The sequence below is a fragment of the Streptococcus mitis genome (genome assembly GCF_946188695.1).
Lineage (GTDB): Bacteria > Bacillota > Bacilli > Lactobacillales > Streptococcaceae > Streptococcus > Streptococcus mitis_DF.
Genome location: NZ_CAMHWI010000001.1, coordinates 271,046 through 292,895, shown reverse-complemented (window position 1 = coordinate 292,895; position 21,850 = coordinate 271,046). Strand labels below are relative to the sequence as shown.

General features: G+C 38.3%; 20 protein-coding genes and 2 riboswitches. All 20 genes read left to right on the top strand.

What is annotated here, in order from left to right; all coding sequences use genetic code 11:
- Positions 1-4: 4 nt before the first annotated feature.
- The 20 genes from N8L33_RS01390 to thiE all read left to right on the top strand — a co-directional run bounded on the left by N8L33_RS01390 (position 5) and on the right by thiE (position 21,806).
- Positions 5-250: a hypothetical protein gene (locus N8L33_RS01390; protein WP_033680414.1), complete on the top strand. Its 246-nt coding sequence runs from the start codon at positions 5-7 to the stop codon at positions 248-250.
- Between the two features lie 28 nt (positions 251-278).
- Positions 279-1,628, top strand: a complete 1,350-nt coding sequence (locus N8L33_RS01385; protein ID WP_261044025.1) for a hypothetical protein — start codon at positions 279-281, stop codon at positions 1,626-1,628.
- Positions 1,629-1,639: 11 nt separating this feature from the next.
- Positions 1,640-6,241, top strand: a complete 4,602-nt coding sequence (locus N8L33_RS01380; protein WP_261058097.1) for a PBECR4 domain-containing protein — start codon at positions 1,640-1,642, stop codon at positions 6,239-6,241.
- Between the two features lie 48 nt (positions 6,242-6,289).
- On the top strand, positions 6,290-6,598 hold the full coding sequence (locus tag N8L33_RS01375; RefSeq protein ID WP_261044034.1) for a hypothetical protein: 309 nt from the start codon (positions 6,290-6,292) through the stop codon (positions 6,596-6,598).
- A gap of 220 nt (positions 6,599-6,818) precedes the next feature.
- Positions 6,819-7,187, top strand: a complete 369-nt coding sequence (locus tag N8L33_RS01370; RefSeq protein ID WP_261044045.1) for a plasmid mobilization protein — start codon at positions 6,819-6,821, stop codon at positions 7,185-7,187.
- Entirely contained in the window at positions 7,178-8,854 is a 1,677-nt protein-coding gene (locus tag N8L33_RS01365; RefSeq protein ID WP_261044046.1) for a relaxase/mobilization nuclease domain-containing protein, read from the top strand. Before N8L33_RS01370 ends, N8L33_RS01365 begins: the two co-directional genes overlap by 10 nt.
- Before the next feature lie 89 nt (positions 8,855-8,943).
- On the top strand, positions 8,944-9,750 hold the full coding sequence (locus N8L33_RS01360; protein WP_261044054.1) for a ParA family protein: 807 nt from the start codon (positions 8,944-8,946) through the stop codon (positions 9,748-9,750).
- Positions 9,751-9,802: 52 nt separating this feature from the next.
- Positions 9,803-10,027 (top strand): hypothetical protein, encoded by a 225-nt coding sequence (locus tag N8L33_RS01355; protein ID WP_261044056.1) that lies wholly within the window; start codon positions 9,803-9,805, stop codon positions 10,025-10,027.
- A gap of 452 nt (positions 10,028-10,479) precedes the next feature.
- Positions 10,480-11,802 (top strand): ISLre2 family transposase, encoded by a 1,323-nt coding sequence (locus tag N8L33_RS01350; RefSeq protein ID WP_075230630.1) that lies wholly within the window; start codon positions 10,480-10,482, stop codon positions 11,800-11,802.
- Between the two features lie 528 nt (positions 11,803-12,330).
- Positions 12,331-13,032, top strand: coding sequence for an orotidine-5'-phosphate decarboxylase (pyrF, locus tag N8L33_RS01345; RefSeq protein WP_261058096.1), 702 nt, complete (start codon positions 12,331-12,333; stop codon positions 13,030-13,032).
- 32 nt (positions 13,033-13,064) lie between these two features.
- Entirely contained in the window at positions 13,065-13,697 is a 633-nt protein-coding gene (pyrE, locus tag N8L33_RS01340; RefSeq protein ID WP_261058095.1) for an orotate phosphoribosyltransferase, read from the top strand.
- A gap of 232 nt (positions 13,698-13,929) precedes the next feature.
- Complete coding sequence (lctO, locus tag N8L33_RS01335) at positions 13,930-15,066, top strand: L-lactate oxidase (RefSeq protein ID WP_000120723.1); 1,137 nt, start codon at positions 13,930-13,932, stop codon at positions 15,064-15,066.
- Positions 15,067-15,213: 147 nt separating this feature from the next.
- Positions 15,214-15,302, top strand: a riboswitch (TPP riboswitch).
- A gap of 216 nt (positions 15,303-15,518) precedes the next feature.
- Positions 15,519-16,187 (top strand): TenA family protein, encoded by a 669-nt coding sequence (locus N8L33_RS01330; protein WP_261058094.1) that lies wholly within the window; start codon positions 15,519-15,521, stop codon positions 16,185-16,187.
- Positions 16,188-16,310: 123 nt separating this feature from the next.
- A riboswitch (TPP riboswitch) is annotated at positions 16,311-16,399 on the top strand.
- Between the two features lie 148 nt (positions 16,400-16,547).
- Positions 16,548-17,108 (top strand): ECF transporter S component, encoded by a 561-nt coding sequence (locus N8L33_RS01325; protein WP_261058093.1) that lies wholly within the window; start codon positions 16,548-16,550, stop codon positions 17,106-17,108.
- Entirely contained in the window at positions 17,109-18,494 is a 1,386-nt protein-coding gene (locus tag N8L33_RS01320) for an ATP-binding cassette domain-containing protein (protein WP_261058092.1), read from the top strand. It abuts the gene before it with no gap.
- 1 nt (position 18,495) lies between these two features.
- Positions 18,496-19,146, top strand: a complete 651-nt coding sequence (locus tag N8L33_RS01315) for an energy-coupling factor transporter transmembrane component T (RefSeq protein WP_261058091.1) — start codon at positions 18,496-18,498, stop codon at positions 19,144-19,146.
- Positions 19,147-19,156: 10 nt separating this feature from the next.
- The gene (tenA, locus tag N8L33_RS01310) at positions 19,157-19,849 is read left to right on the top strand and encodes a thiaminase II (RefSeq protein WP_261058090.1); all 693 of its coding nucleotides are present in this window, start codon (positions 19,157-19,159) and stop codon (positions 19,847-19,849) included.
- A gap of 4 nt (positions 19,850-19,853) precedes the next feature.
- A complete protein-coding gene (gene thiW, locus N8L33_RS01305) occupies positions 19,854-20,378 on the top strand; it encodes an energy coupling factor transporter S component ThiW (protein ID WP_261058089.1) in 525 nt (174 codons plus the stop codon).
- A complete protein-coding gene (gene thiM / locus N8L33_RS01300; RefSeq protein WP_261058088.1) occupies positions 20,378-21,181 on the top strand; it encodes a hydroxyethylthiazole kinase in 804 nt (267 codons plus the stop codon). The genes thiW and thiM overlap by 1 nt, the downstream gene beginning before the upstream one ends.
- On the top strand, positions 21,174-21,806 hold the full coding sequence (thiE, locus tag N8L33_RS01295; RefSeq protein WP_261058087.1) for a thiamine phosphate synthase: 633 nt from the start codon (positions 21,174-21,176) through the stop codon (positions 21,804-21,806). Before thiM ends, thiE begins: the two co-directional genes overlap by 8 nt.
- Positions 21,807-21,850 lie beyond the last annotated feature (44 nt).

Here is a 21,850-nt window from a genome sequence, read left to right as displayed (position 1 = left end):
TCTAATGGAATTTTATGACTCTTATTGCGTTTTAATTGCTATAAATTGGGATCAGTATGTGTGGCTGCATCAGGAAGGCGAAAAAATAACCTGGCATGAAAATTTAGCTCATGCAGGTTTTTTTCGTGATTTTAATACAGCTAAAAGGGTAGCGGAAACTCATTTATTAGAAACTTTTGGAGCCATAGGATTCTATAAGATTGTTGGTTTTTCTACAGACGAACTTGGCTATATAGAAACTAAGAACTAGATAGTAGAAAGAAAGGAAATGAAATAGAATGAATACATTACCACAAAAACAATTTAAACGAATGAAGCGTGAAGTTGAGGAAGAAACTGCACGAGGAATTGGTTATTTTGAGGGGATTTTAGAACATATCCCTTCATACCCCCTATCTGAAGCAGTAAAAGAGTTGGCTTTAGCTGGTTGGATTACTCCTCATACAGATGTCGTTGATGTCCAAAATATGATTGTTACAGAATCTATAAAATGGATGAACTACCAGGACTTCAAAGAAGTCGCTCCCTACTTGTTTTCATACCCTCGAGAGCAACGAGACAAAGATTTATTGGTTCAACCAGTGAAAATCTCCAGAGAGTATTTTGAGGAATTACAAGCCAACGCAGAAGAATTATTTCACTTGAAACAAGACTTGCTTCAGGTTAATCATCAATTAGATGCTAAGATTAAAGAATTGGAGATGGATCAGCTACCCAATGGCGATCAGGTCATTGGAGTTGATCCGGAAGCTGAGGAGGTGTTGTTACTACGAACTCCAGAAAATGCTCAGGTTGAGGAGTGGGAGGTTAGTAAAGATGGCTTGATTACTGATTATCGTTCCAATCTTTCAGAATCAGCTCAAATTGTAGATACTTTGCTTGAAATGGAGAATCCAGAGATCGATACCATTCTTTACGAAGAAGTAATAAACTATTCTAAGAAAACTTGGCCAGATTCAGAACCGATTCAACTTCCAGAAAATATCAAGGAACTATTGAATCAAGAGGGCAAGCTTGACCGCTCATATTATCAAATAGCCCAGTTTGAAACAGTAAAACAAGCCTATATCTATGGAATGATTTCACCTAGTTTTCAGGAACATTTCCCTCATTATTCAGACTTTGTTAGGAACTATGTAGATGATAGGGAACAATATGAGTTTTTCAACTATCGTACAGAAGCCGTTTCATTAGCTCAGGAAATTCTAGTACCACGTTTAGGAGATATTAACCAGATTTTAGACACTAATAATCAGGAGTTAATCATTCAAGAGGTCGTTGGTTATTCTCAAGGAGAAAGCTGGGAACTAGCTTATTTACGGGATACAAAGACGGAAGATAGAGAATCCGTTCGATTCTATCTTGAAAGTGAGATTGGAGCTTGGTATAAGGGAAGTTTGACAGAGTTGGCTGTTATCCGCTTTGATGATATTGATTTAGATAAAGGATTTAATGGCCATCAGGAAGCGGTCTATCATATAGATGAGAACTTGTTAGTTCATGATAAGCTAAAACAAGCTCAGCTTCATATTCCTGATTTAAAACGCTTTGTAGAAGCAGAAGAACTTGAGAGAGAACAGACACAAGATATAGTAGCAGAAAAAGAAGATCCAGAATTTTCATTTTAGGGGGATAACAAATGGTGTTAAGCAAAGAAGAAGCCAAAAGATTATCTATTATTTCTGTTGCAGAACAACTAGGTATGGAGTTAAAGCGTACAGGGAGCCATAGCTATAACTGGGTAGAACATGATTCGTTTGTAATAGATACAAAGAAAAATGAATTTTATTGGAACTCAAGAACTGAATTTGGAGATGTCATTCAGTTAGTTCAAACCATACGAGGTGTTTCTTACAAGGAAGCGATGCATTTTTTAGAAACTGGAGAATTTAAGGCAGTCGATGTAGAAGCTCAGACGGCCACAAAAGAACCTTTTAGCTATCACTTGGAAAGATATGAGCGTCAGGATTTCAGCGCCTCTAGAAGCTATTTGAAGGCACAGAGAGGCCTTTCAGATGATACGATTAACTTCTTTATTAGCCAAGGGAGTATAGCGGAAGCAATTCGAAAAAAAGGAGACTATTTTGAGCCTGTGATTGTCTTTAAGTATAAGGACAACACAGGCTTTTTAGCTGGAGCGAGTCTTCAGGGAATAGTAGAGAATCGGGAGCACTATCCTGAACGTGGACGCCTAAAACAAATTATGAGAAATTCAGACGGACAACTAGGATTTTCAATTGATATCGGAACACCAAAACGTTTGATCTTTGCGGAAGCTCCAATCGATCTAATGAGCTATTATGAGCTTCATAAGGATAGGCTTCAGGATGTTCGCTTAGTAGCTATGGATGGAGTAAAAGATGGGATTATTAGTAGACGGTTCATGGAATTGTACGCAGAGATAAATGATAAATCCTATCAAATCAATCAGAATACAGGGAAAGCTCTAGAATTAGTAGTCAGAACAACAAACTATTTTAAAGACGGTCAGCATCAGGATATGATTACCTTGGCTGTAGATAATGATATGGCTGGCCATAAATTTATAACTAGTCTGCAGGAAAAGGGGATTCCAGTACAGATTGCGATTCCACCTATCCTTCATAGAGACCAGGAGAAGGAAGATTGGAATGATTTCCTGAAGAGGGAGAATGAAGCTCCTAAGGAACTTGCGCACGTTTACATAGCAGATGAAAAGTCCTGGCATTACCAGGGCTTTTTTGAGAAGGAACTAGCTCTTGCAAAAGCGCAAGAGCTAACTACACAGGATGTAAAAGCCTTTGTGTCAGATGTCCAGCTGACAAAGGAGGAAGTCCGTCAAAAATATCAAACAATCATTCATCAAGAGAGAGGGAGAGAAAATACTATGTCAGAATCGTACGATAATGGGACTAAGTATGAAGCAGAGGATGTACCAAGTAGTTCTAAAAAAGATGACGGATTCGTTATTCAACCAGAAACACAGGATATAATTGATTCTGGAGAGGTCAAACAATGGGCTGAACATCCCAATATCTACTTTGTAAAAGGGTTACGTCGAGTTGCTTTCGAACTGACAGAAGAAGGAAAATTTGAACAATCATCTCAATATCTCCCTAATACGAAGGAGGAAAAAGAGGTAGTAAACAAGTTACTGTCCAAACAAAAAAAGCAAGACGATCAGAGTTCTGAATTGAACATAGACACTAGTAATTTATCCTCCGAAGATGCAGAATGGCTGAGGCAAAACTGGCATAATATTAGCTTCTCAGTAGAACCTAAAAAACAGATGGTCATTGATGGAGATAAAACGGTAATCTATGAAAAGCCTTCCGATCCTATTGGAGATTCTAGTAGAGCGCTGGAAGAAAATCAGAGCATAGAAAAAGCTCTTGAGAAGCTTCAAGAGCAAATAAAGAAGACTGAGAACGAATTCGGGGATTTTTCTGAGATTTATCAGAAGGCAGCACCTCTACCTGAAGCGAAACAATCGCAACCTTTGGATGGCTCGTCACCGAACCAAACTCAGTCTCAATCTTTACTTCATTTTACTATATTGGATGCGGATAAGTCAATTTATAAACCGAATTATCACCCAATTAAAGCAAATGAATTACGAAAGTTGAATCGTTATGCACCTCAATTGCAACAGACAGCTAATTGGTATTTAGATACGCTAGCAGATAGTAAGGTGTACTATTTTTTTAAAGATGAAGAAGATATTAAAGTAGTATCTGTTTCTTTTTATAAAGAGAATTTCATGCACCTTACAGGAATTGCTCCAATAAAAGATGACCAAACCCCAGAACAAACACTACTTGATTTTGTGGAGGGAAGAGGGGAATTTGATAATATTATGATTGCTAATAGGGGAGCCGCATTTGAAAAACTACAAGTGTTACCTGACTTTGAAGCAATTATTGATGCAGGTTCTTTCTATTTTGATGATTTATCTCAAATTGAAAAATTCAATCGTATTGATTTATCTCAAGCAATTATGTCTGAGGATAAGGATTTGTTGCTTGCACTAAGAGATATTGATGGGATTGGAGTTCCTGCTTCTTTGATGAAAGTAAAAGAAACATTATCATATGAGCTAGAAGGAAAAGAAAAGATAATTCTTGGTGTTTTTCGTGACCGCGACGGTCGAATCGAACAGCTATCGATAAACGAGGACTACATCAAGAATGATGGCAAAGAATTGCAATCGATTATGGAAAATGGCTTGTTTGAGGCAATTCAACCAAATGAGATTGACAAAAATACCTACAATGTCCGCCTTCAATGGGCAGAAAAGCATGATGGTGGGCCAATTTTACCTTTTAGTGAAGCAGAGTTGGTTGATTATCAGTCTTTTGCGAAAGAGCTATATAAGCAGAATAATATCTATTACGATAAACATCATGCGAGTGTAAGTAATCGAATGAACCAGGTAGAAGGTGCTTCCTATACCCCTTTTACAAAGGTTCAATTTGCCTTGTACAGCCCTGATGGTGAACTGATTCAGGATGGCATTCGTTACGATATTGGGGATGAGATTAACCCAATCGCTCACAAAGAAAGACTTGGTACACGAGAAATGCGAGAGCATCCAGAGTTGATGAAGATAGATGGGGCATTATTCAATCAGTATCATCTGGAGAGATTGGCGAGTGAGTTAGATATTTCTCAGTTCAGTTACGCTTTGGAAGATGCTCTTTATGCAGATCAACTTCTATCCCAACTCCCGTTTGGAGATTTGGAAAATAGTCCAATTGGATTTACAGATAGTAGTCATGATAGTCGTCTAGGATTTATTTCTTTTGATGGAATGGATAGTGTTGAGGTCGAAAATCTATCTGCTTGGTTTGAGAAGTTGGGAGTTAAGGATTCTCCAATGGAACAAGTAGTTCTTGTAGAAAAATGGCAAAAAGAAGTGAATGATTTATCAGAAAAAGTTGAACAAACTATTGCCAATGTTCGAGAAGAACTTGAAAAATTACAAGTCAAAGATTCGCAAAATACACCAGATAATCCATACGAAAAAATTTATCAGTATAACCGAAAAGATGAGAGGGATCGTGATTTGGATGGTGATGGTATTTCCAATTCTGATGAGATGTTGCAAGGAACAGATCCATACAACGATGCTTCTAACCTTCATAAAAAACAGGAAGATAGAGAAAGAAGGACAGATGTTGAAGCGGAAACTGGAGCTATTATAACCGATGCAATTGCTGCTAACAGTTCAGAACAAACCATTTCCCAGTTAGTCGCAAATAAAGATACAAAAGCTTTAGCTGAACACTTGAAAGAGGGAATGAAGAACTATTTAGATTCAGAACAGTTTAAATCGTTCTTGGAAACGATGAGTAAGTTTCACAACTACTCACTCAACAATATTCATTTGCTGAAGATGCAAAATCCTAATGTTTCTCGTGTTGCAAGTTTTAATAAATGGAAAGCGGATTTTGACAGGACAGTTAAAAAGGGCTCAAAAGCTCTGAAGATTTGGGTTCCGTATCAAGTGAAAACTAAGATTTCTGCTAATCAAAATGAGTTGAGTTTTTCTCCATCTGAGAATGAAATGGAAGAGAAGGAAGTCACAGTTACTCGATTCAAGTTAGGGAATGTCTTTGATGTATCTCAAACAGAAGGAAAAGAATTGCCAAAAGCAATTAATGAATTGACTGGAGATGTTAAAGATTATGAAGATTTGTACCGAGCAGCCAAAGCTGTTTCAATGGATAATCAGGTTTCGATTAGTTTTGAAGAAATTAACAGAGAGAGCACAAATGGTTATTACTCTCCAGATGAAAATCGAATTGTTATTTCAAAAGGATTAAAGGGTCAAGAACAGATTCTAAAAACCATTTTTCATGAAATGGCTCATGCAGATTTACATAGAGGAAGCAATGCCCAATATGGGGACGACCAATATCGTAAGCAAGAATTACAAGCTGAAAGTGTCGCTTATGTCGTAGCTAATCATTTTGGTTTTGATACGAGTAGCTACAGTTTTGGATATTTGGCTATTTGGGCAAAAGATAAAAATGGTTTTGAAGATATGGTAGAACAACTGCAGGTTGTTCAGAAGGAAGCAAAAAGTTTGATTGATCGGATGGATGCTAAGTTAGAATTAGTGAAAAATAAAACTGTTACGAAAGATAAGTTTGCTGATAAACTCCAACAGGCAAAAGAAAAATCTGAGCAGTTGGGGAATCAAAAGGCGGAAGCTGTAAAGCAGGTGGAAGAAAAAAAGTCCCTGAGCAGCCCTCAATAATGGAGGCATTAGTTCGTAGGAAGAAAAACAAAAAAGGAGAAACGGAAGATGATTAAACATCTAAAACAAGAAACTTTTAATCTTTTAATGGAGATATTTTTTGAGGATGAGGCTACAGATTCGCCAAAAGTGAATGAAGTCAATCAGCACATTTCACGTAAAGAATGCCTCTATATTCTTCGTAGAGATATGCGAATCAAAACAAACTATGAGCTAGAAGAAGTAGAAATGTATCCCATTGCACTTAAAGAAATTGAAGGGATGAGTGATGAACGATTTGAAAAACTAAAAGACGAGATTCTTAAAATGGAGATAGTTGATACAATGGAGTTTCTACTAGAAGACTTAAAAGTTTAGTTAAACTTTTCCCTCGTGATAGGATAACATTCCTGCTTGCAGGGATTAGGGGATTGGGGATTTCCCCAAAGATTTAAAAAGTCAAGAATAGTCAGGGATGGTACCCTGACTATCTTTGACCTTTTTAAAAACAGCATTTGGATATCCAAGTGCTAATCTTGCCAGAAGAAAAGGGGTCTGAGGCCCTCAAGAGAAAATAGCAGAATAGAGGTGTAATGTTTTGGAAAATGGAGAAAAACGTAAAAGATCAGTTCAAAAATTAATCAGACTAACTGAGGAAGAAAATCGGTTTATTTCAACTAAAGTTGCAGAATCTGGAATGCCAAATTTTAATACCTTTGCCCGAATCCTATTGATTATGGGCGAGGTCAAAATTTTAAATTTTGAAGAATTGAGAGAACTGCGTAAGGAAATAAATCGAATAGGGGTCAATATAAATCAGGTCGCAAAAAAGGTAAACGAAGATGATCAAGTTAGCCTCAATGAATTGAGTCAGATTCTTGAATTGCAGAAACATCTGAAAGACACAATCAGCCAGTTTATCCAAAAACAAGAAAATCAAACAAAGGGACAGGACAGATGGTTGTAACAAAAGTTCTTCAGATAAAGGGAGTAGCTTCTTTAGGACGATCTACAAAATATATTGAGGACGAAGCAAAGACGGTCGAGCTGACTGATACGAAAAGTTTAAATAATGCTTTACGCTATATCGAGAATCCATCTAAAACGAGTTTCTTAGAACAAGATGAACAGCTTGAATTTCCAGCAGTGGTTAAAGATGGCCGAGTAGTCAAGCAACTGGTATCTACTTATGGAATTACAGACGCGAGTACAGCAACAGAAGAATTTCTATTGACCAAAAAGAATGCGGCTCAACGAACAGGGACAAAAGAACTATCTGATATTCAAAATCCGAATCGAGTGTTGGCTCATCACATCATCCAATCATTTTCTCCTGAAGATGATTTGACTCCACAAGAAATTCATGAGATTGGTCGAAAAACGATTTTAGAATTAACTGGTGGACAACATGAATTTGTCATAGCGACTCACATGGATAAGGGACACATTCATAATCACATTATTTTCAATTCAACTAACTCTGTTACCTTAAACAAATTTCGTTGGCAGAAAAATACTGCTAGAAGTCTATTTAATATTTCCAATAAGTACGCTGACCTAGCTGGAGCTAAAATTCTCAAAGAGAGATTATGGACTAATCGAAAAACGTATCATGCTTACCGAAAGAAAAATTCATTTCGTTATGAAATTAAATCACGCATAGATTTTCTTTTGAAACACTCAACTTCTTTAGAGGATTTTAAGATCAAGGCACGAGCTTTAAATCTAATAGTTGATACTTCAGGGAAGGAAATAAAATATCGTTTAACTGACCAGGATCAAACCAGAAATGTTAGGGATCGCACTTTGTCAAAAAAAGGAAATTATTCTTTAGAGAAAATTTCTGAGAGAGTGGTTGCTAACGAGGTGACCTTATCTGTTGATGAAATAAAATCTGAATATGAAAAGATGGTGGCAGAACGAGAAGATGATTTTGAAATGAGAATCACAGTTGAAGAATGGCAGGTGATGGAAGAAACAAAAAATGGAATCTATCTTGAAATGGAATTTGGGATTAGAAATAAGGGAACCATTCTTATTCCAGCTCATCAAATTGAAAAATCAGAAGATGGATCTTATGAAATTTTTATCAGAAAAAATGATTTCTACTATTTTATTAATCCTGAACACGCTGATAAGAATCGGTATATGAAGGGAGAAACAGTCGCTTCTCAGTTGTCGTATGATAACGGAGAAATGATTGTCCGTAAAAATCCGAAAATCTCCAGTTTGGATCAGCTTGTTCGTGAATATAATTATCTATCTGCTCATGGAGTGACAGAAGGACAGCAATTTGATGAATTGTTAAATCGTTTTGAAGAGGAACTGGAAGAAGTAGATAACTTGCTTGATAAATTAGATCAACGCTTGGGTGAGCTTAATAAAATTCAGTCTACGTTTCTTGCATTGGAATCAAGCGATCCTCAGGAAGTGAAACTAGCTATTGATATTTTGAAAGGCTTGAGAGTAGATCCTAGCACTCGCAAAGCTGAGATTGATAAACTTGTTAAGGAGGCTACCTTTGAGCGCCAGGCTTTGTATCAACGAGTAGAATCAATTACAAAAGATTATAAGCTACATCAAGACATTGAGAAAAATGTGGAGCAGCGTAAGGATAGAGAAACTTCATTGTAAAAAAATAATTATAAATATAATTATAAACATGTTGACAAATATAATTATAATGGTATAATAGAAGTATAGAAAAAGAGAAGGAGAATAGAATGAAGATTATCACATTTGCCGCTATCAAAGGCGGTGTTGGGAAAACGACTTTAACTTTTAATTATGGGGAATGGTTGGCTAAGAAAGGTCATAAGGTTCTCTTTATAGACTTAGACCATCAGTGTAATTTGACTCAGTGTTACAATATCTATGAGAGCAAGAATACAATTGCCAATGCTTTTAAAGGAGGCGATGTGGATATTAAGCAAGTCAAGGAAAATGTTAGTCTCATTCCAGGTTCAGTTCAACTTGATACGGTGGAACGAGATCTGGAGAACAGCGATAAGAAAAATATGTTACTTTATCTTTGGCTAGAGGATAACTACGAAAAGAAAAAGTTGGATCAGTTTGACTATATCTTGATTGATTGTAGACCAGACTTTGCGACAGCTACTAAAAATGCTGTTGCGGTCAGTCATGCTATTATTAGTCCCTTGACTCCTTCAGAGTTTGGTTATAATGCCAAATTCAATTTATCAACTCGGTTAGAAGCATTCAGAAAGGATGTAATTGACTATCGTACAAGAGAATCATACATTACTGCTGAGTTATATTTCTTAGCAAATATGATCCGACCAAACTATGGGTCATCAAGAGAGTTACTGGAAGCCCTAGGACTTGAAGCTAAAGAAAAGGGAACAGATAACCTTCTAGGAATTGTACCAGCAAAAGAGTTATTCAATCATTCCACGATTGATAAAATTTCTATTGCAGATATGGAGAAGAATCCTGAGCTTTATCAAAAACACAAAAAGTTTTTCATTGAGCTGGGGCAGACTTTTTCAAAAATTTATGATACAATATAATTATATTTATAAACACAAATACAATTATAAATATAATTAGAAGGAGATTGTTATGGCATTCACACCAAAAGAAAAAGAGATTTCACAGATTATTGAAGCAACCCATCAACCTGAGCGGATTTCAGATGTAGCCAACTTTGAAAGTTTTGAACGCAAAAAGCAATTCCAGTTTACTTTGAAACCAAGCAATCGGAAAAAATTAGATGAGATTGCTAAAGCAGCCGGAGCAAAGTCTGCATCAGATTATCTTGATAGGTGGCTAGAAAGTTTACAATAAAAAAACAGATATAACTATATCTGATTGCTACGAGGAGAAATTATGGATTTAATCACGAGACTCTTAGCAGAGAGAAGGGAAAGTACATGGTGGTATTTATGATATCACAAAGTGATTGTAATTATATTTACAGATATAAACATAAATATAAATATAATTATAAAGTCTGTTATTTTTTGTTGTAAAATACCTTCTATTGGTTGCGAGATAATAATCTTGATAACCGTACTGAGCCTGGTTCTTATATCAGGCTTTTATTTTTATATTGAAATAGAAACAGTTGAATTTCTGATACCCAATTAAATCACTTTAGTATTTTTCAATAATAAATAGGGCGTTAATTTTAATTTAAAGAAAGAGCCTATTTTATTCTTGGAACAAAAATAAATTTGATGACTTGTTTTAAAAATCATACAATTTTCATAAGAATTGAAAGGGAAATGAAAAATTGTATGAAACAATTTGATGAATTGAGATTTAGTAGTCAGGAACAAGAAAAGACAAAACAAAATTTTTTACAGCATATTGCACAGTATGATGAGTCGATAAGCTCTAGTATGAGATCTAAAGGATATCGCTGTAAAAATCAATCTGAACGTACAGTAGCTTTTACATTTGGAGAAGTGACCTTTTCTAGAAAACGTTGGTATAAGAATGGTGAATGTAGAATACCAGTTGATGAAATGTTAGGCTTAGAAAAGAATGTACGTCATTCACAGGAACTATTGTATCAAGCTGCGGTTCTAGCTACAAAACTACCCTATCGTCAGGTAGGAGAGACAATTGAGATGGTTTATAATGTAACTGTCACTAAAGATACCGTCAATAAGGTTGTTAAATTAGCCAATCAATTACTAGAAGAAAAGGATGATTATCGATTTTTTAAAGAAGAGAAGAAGATTGAAAAAATTAAAGCAGATATCATCTACATAGAAGGAGATGGTGTATATGTGAAAACATCTGAAGATGATTCTGAAAAAAAGAATATGGATTTATCACATTTTGTAGTCCATACAGGTTCTAAACAGATTGGCCCAAATCGTTTTGAGCTAGAAAATAAAAAAGAGCTTATCCGATTGGATAATCGCTTAGCTCGTAGAGAATTGTTAGATTTATTGGAAAATGAATATGAAATTACAAATGAGACTGTACTAGTTACCAATTCTGACTGTGGCAAGGGTTATACTCCACATGTATTTACTGAAATTGCTAAATCATTTAATGTTAAGAGGCATGAACATTTTTGGGACGAATATCACTTGAACAAAGAAATCAAAGAATTTACAAAGTCTTATCCGAGAGAGTTGAGAGAAGACTTATTTCAAGCTATTAGAGAGCATGATAAGAAATTATTAAGGCGTTCACTAGATACTATAGAATCTTTGGTTAGTAGTGAAGAAGGACAAGAAAAATTTGAATATTATTCGAGTAGATTAATTAGAAATTTTCAGTATACGAAACCAGCGGAGATGAGAGGACTTCCAAAGTCAGGTATTGGGATTATGGAGAGCCAGCATAGAAAAATAACGTATAGAATGAAACATAGAGGGATGTATTGGACAAGTGAAGGTGGGATAGCCGTAGCGAATATGATATTGTTAGAACGTGAAGGAAAATTAAGAGATTTATTTTTTGGAGAATGGAAGAGGGACTATGATAAGTATACTTCATTGGATCATATCAGTGCGGATAGTGTTCGACCTAAAAATGACTCTAAAGACTACAAACTTCCCCGTTTACATAAAAATATAGAAAAGATATTTAAGATGAAATAATTTAAGTGCTAATTTTAACGAAAACACAAATATAAATAAGCAAAAATTTCTAGTGAGATTTGGGCTTTTTTGGCGTGGAATAATTGACATTTATCCTGATTTTGGTATAATAGAGATATAAAAACAACGAAAAAAGGAGTTGGAAATGAGCCTCCAACTCCGCAGAGTAACACAAACCTCACTTGTATTACTCAGTCAACTAAAATGATAGCATAAGAAAAAATCATTGTCAAGGGCTGAGCATACAAAAATGTTTAGCCCTTTCGTGTATCTGCATGTATTTATATGGAAATTTAGGATTTCTCAAAAATCACGACACATACGTAACCATGTTTTTACTTGACAAGTGCTAGTAGAAATAATAGAATAGTAAAAAACCTTTAAAGCAGTCCAGAGAGGCAGCTAAGGTTAGACGGTGAAAGGGTGGAGACTACCCATTTTTCGTGGAACCTTGCTGTTGGCAGGTTCCTTTTTTCGTGGCTTCTGTTGCCCAGACTCTCTCACTAGCAAAGGTAAAAGGAGAAACCTATGCGAGAACATCGTCCAGTCATTGCTCTTGATTTTCCTAGTTTTGAGGCGGTCAAGGAATTCTTAGCTCTTTTTCCAGAGGAAGAAAGCCTTTATCTAAAGGTAGGGATGGAGCTTTATTACGCAACGGGGCCTGAGATTGTGTCTTACTTGAAAGGCCTGGGGCACAGTGTCTTTTTGGATCTCAAGTTGCATGACATTCCCAATACAGTCAAATCAGCTATGAAGGTCTTGTCTCAGCTTGGTGTGGATATGACCAATGTTCATGCAGCTGGTGGTGTAGAGATGATGAAGGCGGCGCGTGAAGGTCTTGGAAGTCAAGCCAAATTGATCGCTGTAACGCAGCTTACATCAACGTCAGAAGCCCAGATGCAGGAGTTCCAAAATATCCAAACAAGCCTGCAAGAGTCTGTGATCCACTATGCCAAGAAGACAGCTGAAGCGGGCTTGGATGGTGTCGTTTGCTCGGCACAGGAAGTTCAACTCATCAAGCAGGCTACCAATCCAGATTTTATCTGTCTGACACCGGGCATTCGCCCTCAGGGAGCTGCTGTTGGAGATCAAAAACGTGTGATGACGCCAGCAGATGCCTATCAAATCGGTAGTGACTATATCGTAGTGGGACGTCCCATTACCCAAGCTGAGGATCCTGTTGTAGCTTATCATGCTATCAAAGATGAATGGACACAGAACTGGAATTAAAGAATATATTAGAAAAATAAAAGGAGAATACCATGACACTTGCTAAAGATATCGCTAGCCACCTCTTGAAAATTCAAGCAGTTTACCTCAAACCAGAGGAGCCTTTTACTTGGGCATCTGGTATCAAGTCACCCATTTATACTGATAATCGTGTGACACTAGCCTATCCAGAAACTCGTACCCTCATTGAAAATGGTTTTGTGAATGCTATCAAAGAAGCCTTTCCTGAGGTTGAGGTGATTGCAGGAACTGCGACAGCAGGGATTCCTCACGGAGCCATCATTGCTGACAAGATGAATCTGCCATTTGCCTACATCCGTAGCAAACCAAAAGACCACGGTGCTGGTAATCAAATCGAAGGTCGCGTAGCGCAAGGTCAAAAAATGGTAGTGGTTGAAGACCTCATTTCAACTGGTGGTTCTGTTCTCGAGGCCGTAGCAGCCGCTAAACGCGAAGGAGCAGATGTGCTTGGAGTAGTAGCGATTTTCAGCTACCAATTGCCAAAAGCAGATAAGAACTTTGCGGATGCTGGTGTGAAATTGGTGACACTTTCAAACTATAGCGAGCTTATCCATCTAGCCCAAGAAGAAGGTTACATCACGCCAGAAGGACTCGACCTTCTAAAACGCTTTAAAGAAGACCAAGAAAATTGGCAAAATGCTTAAAACATAGAAAATCAGGTAGTCACTAGGATTACCTGATTTCTTTTTTATAGTAGAAAATGAAAAGAGTATTTGAATTTCTATAACTTAAGAAAGTTTATCATTTTTAATTATATCTGTAAAATGCTATAAAGTATGAAATTTCCAAACAAAATATTTGAAAAGTTTTGAAAAAAGAGTTAAGATATTTTTGTAATATACAAAGTAAACGCTTACTTATTAAGGAGGGCATTTTATGTCATACAAAACAAGCAATGCAGAAGGTCATGTAGATTTCATCAATACCTATGATTTGGAGCCCATGGCGCAGCAAGTTATTCCGAAAGCAGCCTTTGGCTATATCGCTAGTGGAGCGGAAGATACTTTCACTTTACGTGAGAATATCCGTGCCTTTAACCACAAGCTTATCGTTCCGCATACACTTTGCAATGTAGAAAATCCAAGTACAGAGATTGAATTTGCAGGTGAAAAATTGTCTTCACCAATCATTATGGCGCCTGTTGCGGCTCATAAATTGGCAAATGAACAAGGTGAAGTAGCTACTGCGCGTGGTGTGCATGAGTTTGGGTCTCTTTATACAACCAGCTCTTACTCTACTGTAGACCTTCCAGAAATTACGGAAGCCCTTCAAGGGACACCTCATTGGTTCCAATTTTACTTTAGTAAGGATGACGGCATTAACCGTCACATCATGGACCGTGTGAAGGCTGAAGGTTATAAGGCGATTGTCTTGACTGCAGATGCTACTGTAGGGGGTAATCGTGAGGTTGATAAGCGTAATGGTTTTGTCTTCCCAGTTGGCATGCCGATTGTTGAAGAATACCTGCCAGAAGGTGCTGGAAAATCAATGGATTTTGTTTACAAATCAGCTAAACAACGCTTGTCTCCACGTGATGTAGAATTTATCGCTGAATACTCAGGACTTCCTGTGTATGTCAAGGGGCCACAATGCCGTGAGGACGTTGAACGTTCGCTTGCTGCAGGAGCTTCTGGTATCTGGGTAACTAACCACGGTGGCCGCCAAATTGACGGTGGACCAGCTGCCTTCGACTCACTTCAAGAAGTAGCAGAAGCAGTTGACAAACGTGTGCCAATCGTCTTTGACTCAGGTATTCGTCGTGGTCAACACGTCTTTAAAGCCTTGGCTTCAGGAGCAGACTTGGTAGCTATTGGTCGCCCTGTTATCTATGGCTTGGCCCTCGGCGGTAGTGTCGGTGTACGTCAAGTCTTTGAACACTTGAATGCAGAATTAAAGACAGTTATGCAATTGTCTGGAACTCAGACTATTGAAGATGTTAAACACTTCAAACTCCGTCATAACCCTTACAATCCAACCTTCCCAGTTGACCCACGTGACTTAAAATTGTATTGATAAAATGATTGCCTCCACTGAATGTGGAGGTTTTTCTTCGTGTATTGGAAGAATAAATCGCTATCAAAAACTATATAAAGATATTTTTCGGTCAAATATCTTGCTAGGGTTTTCATTTTTTGCTATACTGGTCCAGTAATTAAATAATAAAGACATTTGGGGTGCTTTAGGCTGAGATGATACCCATTGAACCTGATACAGTTAAGACTGGCGAAGGGAAATGTGAAACGTTTTTTTCGTATGGCGAAATGAACGATCTAATCTTGTAAGCTAAACTCTAATTCCTATCTGTAATTGGAGTTTTTTTGTTTATATAAGCTGGATGAAGGTGATACAAAGCATTTAGGTAGCTCTTCTTGAACTCCCTTGATTTTCTTTAAAAAGGTCAAGTAAAACTAGGATTTTCTTGGTGTTTTGTTGATTACGAACAAGTAAAGAGAGGAAAAGTAAATATGGAAACACAAGACTATGCATTTGAGCCAGGTTTGACTGTTGGAGAATTATTAAAAAGCAGCCAGAAGGATTGGCATGCTGCAATCAATCATCGTTTTGTTCAGGAACTTTTTGCGGGGACAATTGAGAATAAGGTCTTAAAAGAATACCTAATTCAAGATTATCACTTCTTTGATGCCTTCTTATCCATGCTGGGTTCCTGTGTAGCACACGCAGACCAGCTTGAATCCAAGCTTCGTTTTGCCAAGCAACTAGGCTTTCTTGAAGCAGATGAAGACGGTTATTTCCAAAAGGCTTTCAAAGAGTTAAATGTAGCAGAGCATGACTATCTAGAAGTGGACCTGCACCCTGTAACAAAGGCATTTCAGGATCTTATGTATTCGGCAGTGGATTCATCAGACTATGCTCATCTTTTGGTCATGCTGGTCATTGCAGAAGGCCTCTATTTAGACTGGGGTTCTAAAGATTTGGCACTACCTGAAGCCTATATTCATTCGGAATGGATCAATCTCCACAGAGGTCCTTTCTTTGCAGAGTGGGTTCAATTTCTGGTTGATGAACTTAATCGTATCGGGAAAAATCGAGAAGATTTATCAGAACTTCAGGAACGCTGGAATCAAGCAGTTGCTTTGGAATTAGCATTTTTTGATATTGGTTATGAATTATAGGATAAATTCAATTCTTTTATGTAGATTAAAAGAATTAACACACAAACTATATAAATATAATTTCTAGTCAAATATCTTGCTAGGGCTTTCAATTTCTGTTATACTAGCCCAGTAATTAAATAATAAAGACATTTGGGGTGCTTTAGGCTGAGATGATACCCATTGAACCTGCTACAGTTAGTACTGTCGAAGGGAAATGTGAATCGTTTTTTCTTGAGAAAGAAAAAACCATCTAATTTTGTAAGCAAAACTCTAATTCTTGTGTGTGATTAGAGTTTTTTATTTTTTACTAGATAGACTAGATGCAGAGTATGATGGCAGGTCTCTCTTAAAGGCCCTATTGTCTTAAAAGGAGTTTTTATGTTTAAAAAATGGCGTTTAAAAGATGTTATCTTACTTGCTTTCTTGTCTATCTTTTTTGGTGGCGTTTTTGTGGGCTCAGGCTATCTGTTTGATATCCTCACTCTGATTTTAGCCCCTATTGGTTTGCAGGCCTTTGCTAATGAAATCCTCTTTGGTCTCTGGTGTATGGCTGCGCCCATTGCTGCTATCTTTGTTCCAAGAGTCGGAAGTGCGACGATTGGAGAAGTGCTCGCTGCACTTGCTGAAGTTCTTTATGGTAGCCAATTCGGTCTAGGCGCCCTTTTGTCTGGCTTGGTTCAAGGTTTGGGAAGTGAACTTGGTTTTATTGTAACCAAGAATCGTTATGAAAGTTGGCTCTCTCTAACTGCCAATAGTATTGGGATTACGCTTGTTAGCTTTGTCTATGAATACATTAAGTTAGGTTACTACGCCTTCTCCCTTCCTTTTGTCCTTTCCTTGCTTGTAGTGCGCTTTATTTCTGTCTTTTTCTTCTGTACTATCTTGGTTCGTGCCATTGTCAAACTTTATCATCAGTTTGCAGCTGGAGGGAAGGCATAGATGGGGCTGGAACTACGAGCGATTCAGTCCCCAATCTTCTCTGAGCCGATTGACTTTACTTTTCATGCGCAGGCATTTACCTTGTTAGTTGGGAGCAGTGGTTCAGGAAAATCCAGCCTCTTTCAAATCATTGCTCAAGTCAGTTCTCTTCCCTATAGCGGTCAAGTACTAATAGATGGGAGTGAGGTTAGTCAGCTTTCAATTGTTGAACGTATCCAGACGGTCGGTATTCTCTTTCAAAATCCCAATCATCAATTTACCATGGAGAGCTTGTTTGAGGAGCTGATTTTTACCCTAGAGAATATCGGGCATCCCGTTAAGGAAATTGATTCAAAAATAGCAGATGTGGTTCGACAATGTCGCTGTGAGAAGATCTTGCACCGTCCCATCCATCACCTATCAGGTGGGGAAAAGCAAAAGGCTGCTTTGGCTGTTCTCTTTGCTATGAATCCTAGGGTCTATCTCTTGGATGAGCCCTTCGCTTCCATTGACCGCAAGAGCAGGTTAGAGATATTGGAGATTCTAAAAGAGTTGGCCTCTAATGGGAAGACAGTTATTTTGTGCGACCATGATTTATCTGACTATGAAGCCTATATCGACCATATGGTGGAGCTAAGAGACGGACAACTAAGAGAAGTGTTTCAAATCCCTTCCTCTGAGATGACACAGGTTGCTTCAAAGGTAGTTACTTCTAGCCCAGAACTATTCCATATGGACCGAATGACTTGTGAGCTGGATAAGCGTCCCCTCTTTTTGATTGCGGATTTTACATTCTACCAAGGAATTTCCTGTATTTTGGGTGACAATGGTGTTGGGAAATCAACCCTCTTTCGCTCCATTCTTCAATTTCAAAAGTATAAAGGGCGCATTAGTTGGAAGGGATCGGTTCTTAAAAAGAAAAAGAGTTTGTACCGTGATCTGACGGGTGTTGTTCAAGAAGCTGAGAAGCAGTTTATCCGAGTCAGTCTGAGGGAAGAGCTTCAATTAGATGGACCTGATTCTGAAAGAAATCAACGAATTTTCCAAGCTTTACGATATTTTGATCTGGAGCAGGCACTCGATAAGAGTCCTTATCAATTAAGTGGTGGTCAGCAAAAGATTCTTCAGCTCTTGACCATTTTGACCAGCAAGGCTTCTGTGATCTTGCTAGACGAACCTTTTGCAGGTTTGGATGACAGAGCTTGCTATTATTTTTGTCAGTGGATTCTGGAGGAGAGAAATCAAGGAAGAAGTTTTCTGATCATTAGCCATCGTTTAGATCCTTTGATCTCTGTGGTTGATTATTGGATTGAGATGACTAGTCAGGGGCTCAGTCATGTGAAAGAAGTGACAATTGCCAAGCCACTCACATCTCAGAGTAACAATGCTCAAGGGGAGGTGAGATAGTATGGTAAAAGTAGCAACCCAGACACCGATTATCAGTCTATTCTTGCTGATTTTATCCTTGGAAACATCTTTCATTCCTTCGATTGCTCTTAATCTTTCGGTAGTCGCATTTTGTATTCTCTTTATGCTCTATTACCGTCGATTTAAAGTATTGGCTTGGATGATTCTGCTTGCCATTTTGCCATCTTTGGCCAACTATTGGGCAGTTCAGTTACATGGGGATGCTTCGCAGGCAGTCATGCTTGGAACGAGGGCCTTTGTGACAGTTTGTATCGGCCTTGTCTTTGTTTCCTCTATTTCCCTAAAAGAGCTTCTCTTGTACTTGGCCCAAAAGGGGTTATCACGCTCTTGGGCCTATGCCTTGATTGTGGTATTCAATTCCTTCCCCCTCATTCAGCAAGAAATCAAGTCTCTCAAGGAAGCTTGCTTATTACGCGGTCAAGAACTACATTTTTGGTCGCCCCTGATTTACAGTAAGGTTTTGATGACGGTCTTTAGATGGCGCCATCTTTACTTGAGAGCTCTATCGGCGCATGGATATGACGAATATGCACAGGTGGAGAATCGCTATCGGACTTTTTATATTCCTCAAAGGACAATACTCATCTACCTGCTGTTCTTTTTATTACTTCAAACCAGTCTATTTTTATAAAGGAGTTATTATGGAATTTACAGATATTGCGATGGAATTATCCAAGGAAGCTTGGCAGGCTTCCTTTCATCACCCCTTTGTTTTACAGTTGCAAGAGGGAGATTTAGATCCGTCCATCTTTCGCTATTACTTGATTCAGGATGCCTACTATTTGAAGGCCTTCTCAGAAGCCTATCACCTCTTGGCTGATAAGACTTCAAACCAAGAGATGAAAAGACTATTGAAACAAAATGCTCAGAGTCTAGTGGAAGGTGAGTTATTTATCCGCCAACAATTTTTCAAGGAATTAGGAATCAGCGACCAGGAAATGGAGCAATATCCAATCGCTCCAACCTGCTATCATTACATTTCTCATATTTATCGACAATTTGTAGAGTCAAACTTGGGAATTGCCTTTGCAAGCTTGCTGCCTTGTCCTTGGTTATACCATGATATAGGCAAATCACTTAATCTTAAACCATCACCAAATCCTCTCTACCAACAATGGATTGAAACTTATATTACGGATGAACTTGAACAGCAAATAAAAGAAGAGTCTGAGCTGGTCAATCAACTCTATCGAGAAAGTGACGAGACAGACAAGAAAAAAATGCTAGATGCCTTCCACATCAGTGTTCACATGGAAGCCAAGTTTTGGGAAATGGCCTACCAACATCAGACATGGAAGAGCGATTTACAGTCTTTAGAAACAGGAGAAGAATAGAAACATGAGAAAGCACCAATTACAAGTTCACAAATTAACCATTTTATCCATGATGATTGCCCTTGATGTAGTCCTTACGCCTATCTTTCGGATTGAGGGAATGGCACCGATGTCCAGTGTAGTCAATATTCTAGCAGGAATCATGATGGGACCTGTTTATGCTTTGGTTATGGCTACAGTGACAGCCTTTATCCGTATGACGACTCAAGGGATTCCGCCTTTGGCTCTCACAGGAGCGACTTTTGGAGCCCTTCTAGCAGGTCTCTTTTATAAGTATGGTCGAAAATTTCACTTTTCTGCCTTGGGAGAAATTGTGGGAACAGGTATTATTGGTTCAATTGTTTCCTATCCTGTTATGGTACTCTTTACAGGATCAGCTGCAAAGCTTAGCTGGTTTATCTATACTCCTCGATTTTTCGGAGCAACCTTGATTGGTACAGCGATTTCCTTTATTGCCTTTCGATTTTTAATCAAGCAGGAATTCTTTAAAAAAGTTCAGGGATATTTCTTTTCTGAAAGGATAGACTGATGCAGGCATTTACAAATCCCTTTCCTCTAGCAACCAGTTCCTTGATTCACTGCATTACCAATGAGATTTCTTGTGAGATGTTGGCCAATGGAATTTTGGCGCTGGGATGCAAACCTGTCATGGCAGATGATCCCCGTGAGGTTCTTGATTTTACCAAACAAAGCCAGGCTCTCTTCATCAATTTGGGGCATTTGTCTGCTGAGAAGGAAAAAGCAATTCGTATGGCAGCTTCTTATGCAAACCAAGCTTGTCTCCCGATGGTAGTAGATGCGGTTGGTGTATCAGCGTCGCCCATTCGTAAGGGACTAGTCAGGGATCTTTTAGACTATAAACCCACAGTCCTTAAAGGAAATATGTCGGAAATCCGAAGTCTTGTTGGCTTAAAACACCACGGTGTTGGGGTCGATGCGAGTGCTAAAGATCAAGAAACTGAGGACTTACTTCAAGTCTTGAAAGACTGGTGTCAGACCTATCCTGGCATGTCATTATTAGTCACTGGTCCCAAGGATCTCATCGTTTCGAAGAATCAGGTCGCTGTACTGGAAAATGGCTGTGCAGAATTAGACTGGATAACAGGAACGGGAGATTTGGTTGGAGCCTTGACAGCCGTTTTTCTCAGCCAAGGAAAGACTGGCTTTGTAGCTTCGTGTCTAGCGGTCTCTTATCTTAATATCTCCGCTGAGAGAATACTTGTACAAGGAATGGGATTGGAAGATTTTCGTTACCAAGTACTCAATCAGCTTTCGCTCCTCAAAAGAGATGAAAACTGGCTAGAAGCTATCAAAGGAGATATTTATGAATAGAAAAGCACTTAGACTATATCTGGTAACCAATCGCTACCAAGATTCCTTGGAAAGTTTTCTTGAAAAGGTTGAGGCGGCTTGCCGTTCAGGCGTTACCATCATCCAACTACGAGAAAAAAATCTCACTACCAATCAATACTATCACTTGGCAAAACAAGTCAAGAAAATAACCGATGCCTATCAGGTTCCCTTGATTATCGATGATCGTTTGGATGTTTGTCTTGCGGTTGATGCTGCTGGTCTGCATATCGGAGATGATGAATTACCAGTTTCGGTTGCCCGACAAGTCTTGGGCCCTGAAAAAATCCTCGGTGTTACAGCTAAAACGGTTAAAAGAGCCCTTGAGGCAGAAGAAGGAGGGGCGAATTACTTGGGGACAGGAGCCATTTTCCCGACTACGACCAAGGAAAATGCACCCATCACCCTGATTTCAACCTTGAAAACAATTTGCCAAAGGGTCGCCATTCCAGTAGTTGCTATTGGCGGCTTGACATCAGAGAATATTGATCAGCTTATTGATACTGGTATAGCTGGTGTAGCTGTAGTGCGTGATCTAATGCAAGCAGAAGATATAGAGGCAAAAACGCAAGCCTTTTTGACAAAGTTGGATGACATTATTTCCTAATCAAAAACTCTCTAATTCCCTTAAAGTGGGAACTAGAGAGTTTT

Bases quoted from the DNA above. Each gene is read 5' to 3' on its own strand.
- N8L33_RS01390 (WP_033680414.1), top strand. From the start codon at position 5: ATGGAATTTTATGACTCTTATTGCGTTTTAATTGCTATAAATTGGGAT.
- N8L33_RS01385 (WP_261044025.1), top strand. From the start codon at position 279: ATGAATACATTACCACAAAAACAATTTAAACGAATGAAGCGTGAAGTT.
- N8L33_RS01380 (WP_261058097.1), top strand. From the start codon at position 1,640: ATGGTGTTAAGCAAAGAAGAAGCCAAAAGATTATCTATTATTTCTGTT.
- N8L33_RS01375 (WP_261044034.1), top strand. From the start codon at position 6,290: ATGATTAAACATCTAAAACAAGAAACTTTTAATCTTTTAATGGAGATA.
- N8L33_RS01365 (WP_261044046.1), top strand. From the start codon at position 7,178: ATGGTTGTAACAAAAGTTCTTCAGATAAAGGGAGTAGCTTCTTTAGGA.
- N8L33_RS01360 (WP_261044054.1), top strand. From the start codon at position 8,944: ATGAAGATTATCACATTTGCCGCTATCAAAGGCGGTGTTGGGAAAACG.
- N8L33_RS01355 (WP_261044056.1), top strand. From the start codon at position 9,803: ATGGCATTCACACCAAAAGAAAAAGAGATTTCACAGATTATTGAAGCA.
- N8L33_RS01350 (WP_075230630.1), top strand. From the start codon at position 10,480: ATGAAACAATTTGATGAATTGAGATTTAGTAGTCAGGAACAAGAAAAG.
- pyrF (WP_261058096.1), top strand. From the start codon at position 12,331: ATGCGAGAACATCGTCCAGTCATTGCTCTTGATTTTCCTAGTTTTGAG.
- pyrE (WP_261058095.1), top strand. From the start codon at position 13,065: ATGACACTTGCTAAAGATATCGCTAGCCACCTCTTGAAAATTCAAGCA.
- lctO (WP_000120723.1), top strand. From the start codon at position 13,930: ATGTCATACAAAACAAGCAATGCAGAAGGTCATGTAGATTTCATCAAT.
- N8L33_RS01330 (WP_261058094.1), top strand. From the start codon at position 15,519: ATGGAAACACAAGACTATGCATTTGAGCCAGGTTTGACTGTTGGAGAA.
- N8L33_RS01325 (WP_261058093.1), top strand. From the start codon at position 16,548: ATGTTTAAAAAATGGCGTTTAAAAGATGTTATCTTACTTGCTTTCTTG.
- N8L33_RS01320 (WP_261058092.1), top strand. From the start codon at position 17,109: ATGGGGCTGGAACTACGAGCGATTCAGTCCCCAATCTTCTCTGAGCCG.
- N8L33_RS01315 (WP_261058091.1), top strand. From the start codon at position 18,496: ATGGTAAAAGTAGCAACCCAGACACCGATTATCAGTCTATTCTTGCTG.
- tenA (WP_261058090.1), top strand. From the start codon at position 19,157: ATGGAATTTACAGATATTGCGATGGAATTATCCAAGGAAGCTTGGCAG.
- thiW (WP_261058089.1), top strand. From the start codon at position 19,854: ATGAGAAAGCACCAATTACAAGTTCACAAATTAACCATTTTATCCATG.
- thiM (WP_261058088.1), top strand. From the start codon at position 20,378: ATGCAGGCATTTACAAATCCCTTTCCTCTAGCAACCAGTTCCTTGATT.
- thiE (WP_261058087.1), top strand. From the start codon at position 21,174: ATGAATAGAAAAGCACTTAGACTATATCTGGTAACCAATCGCTACCAA.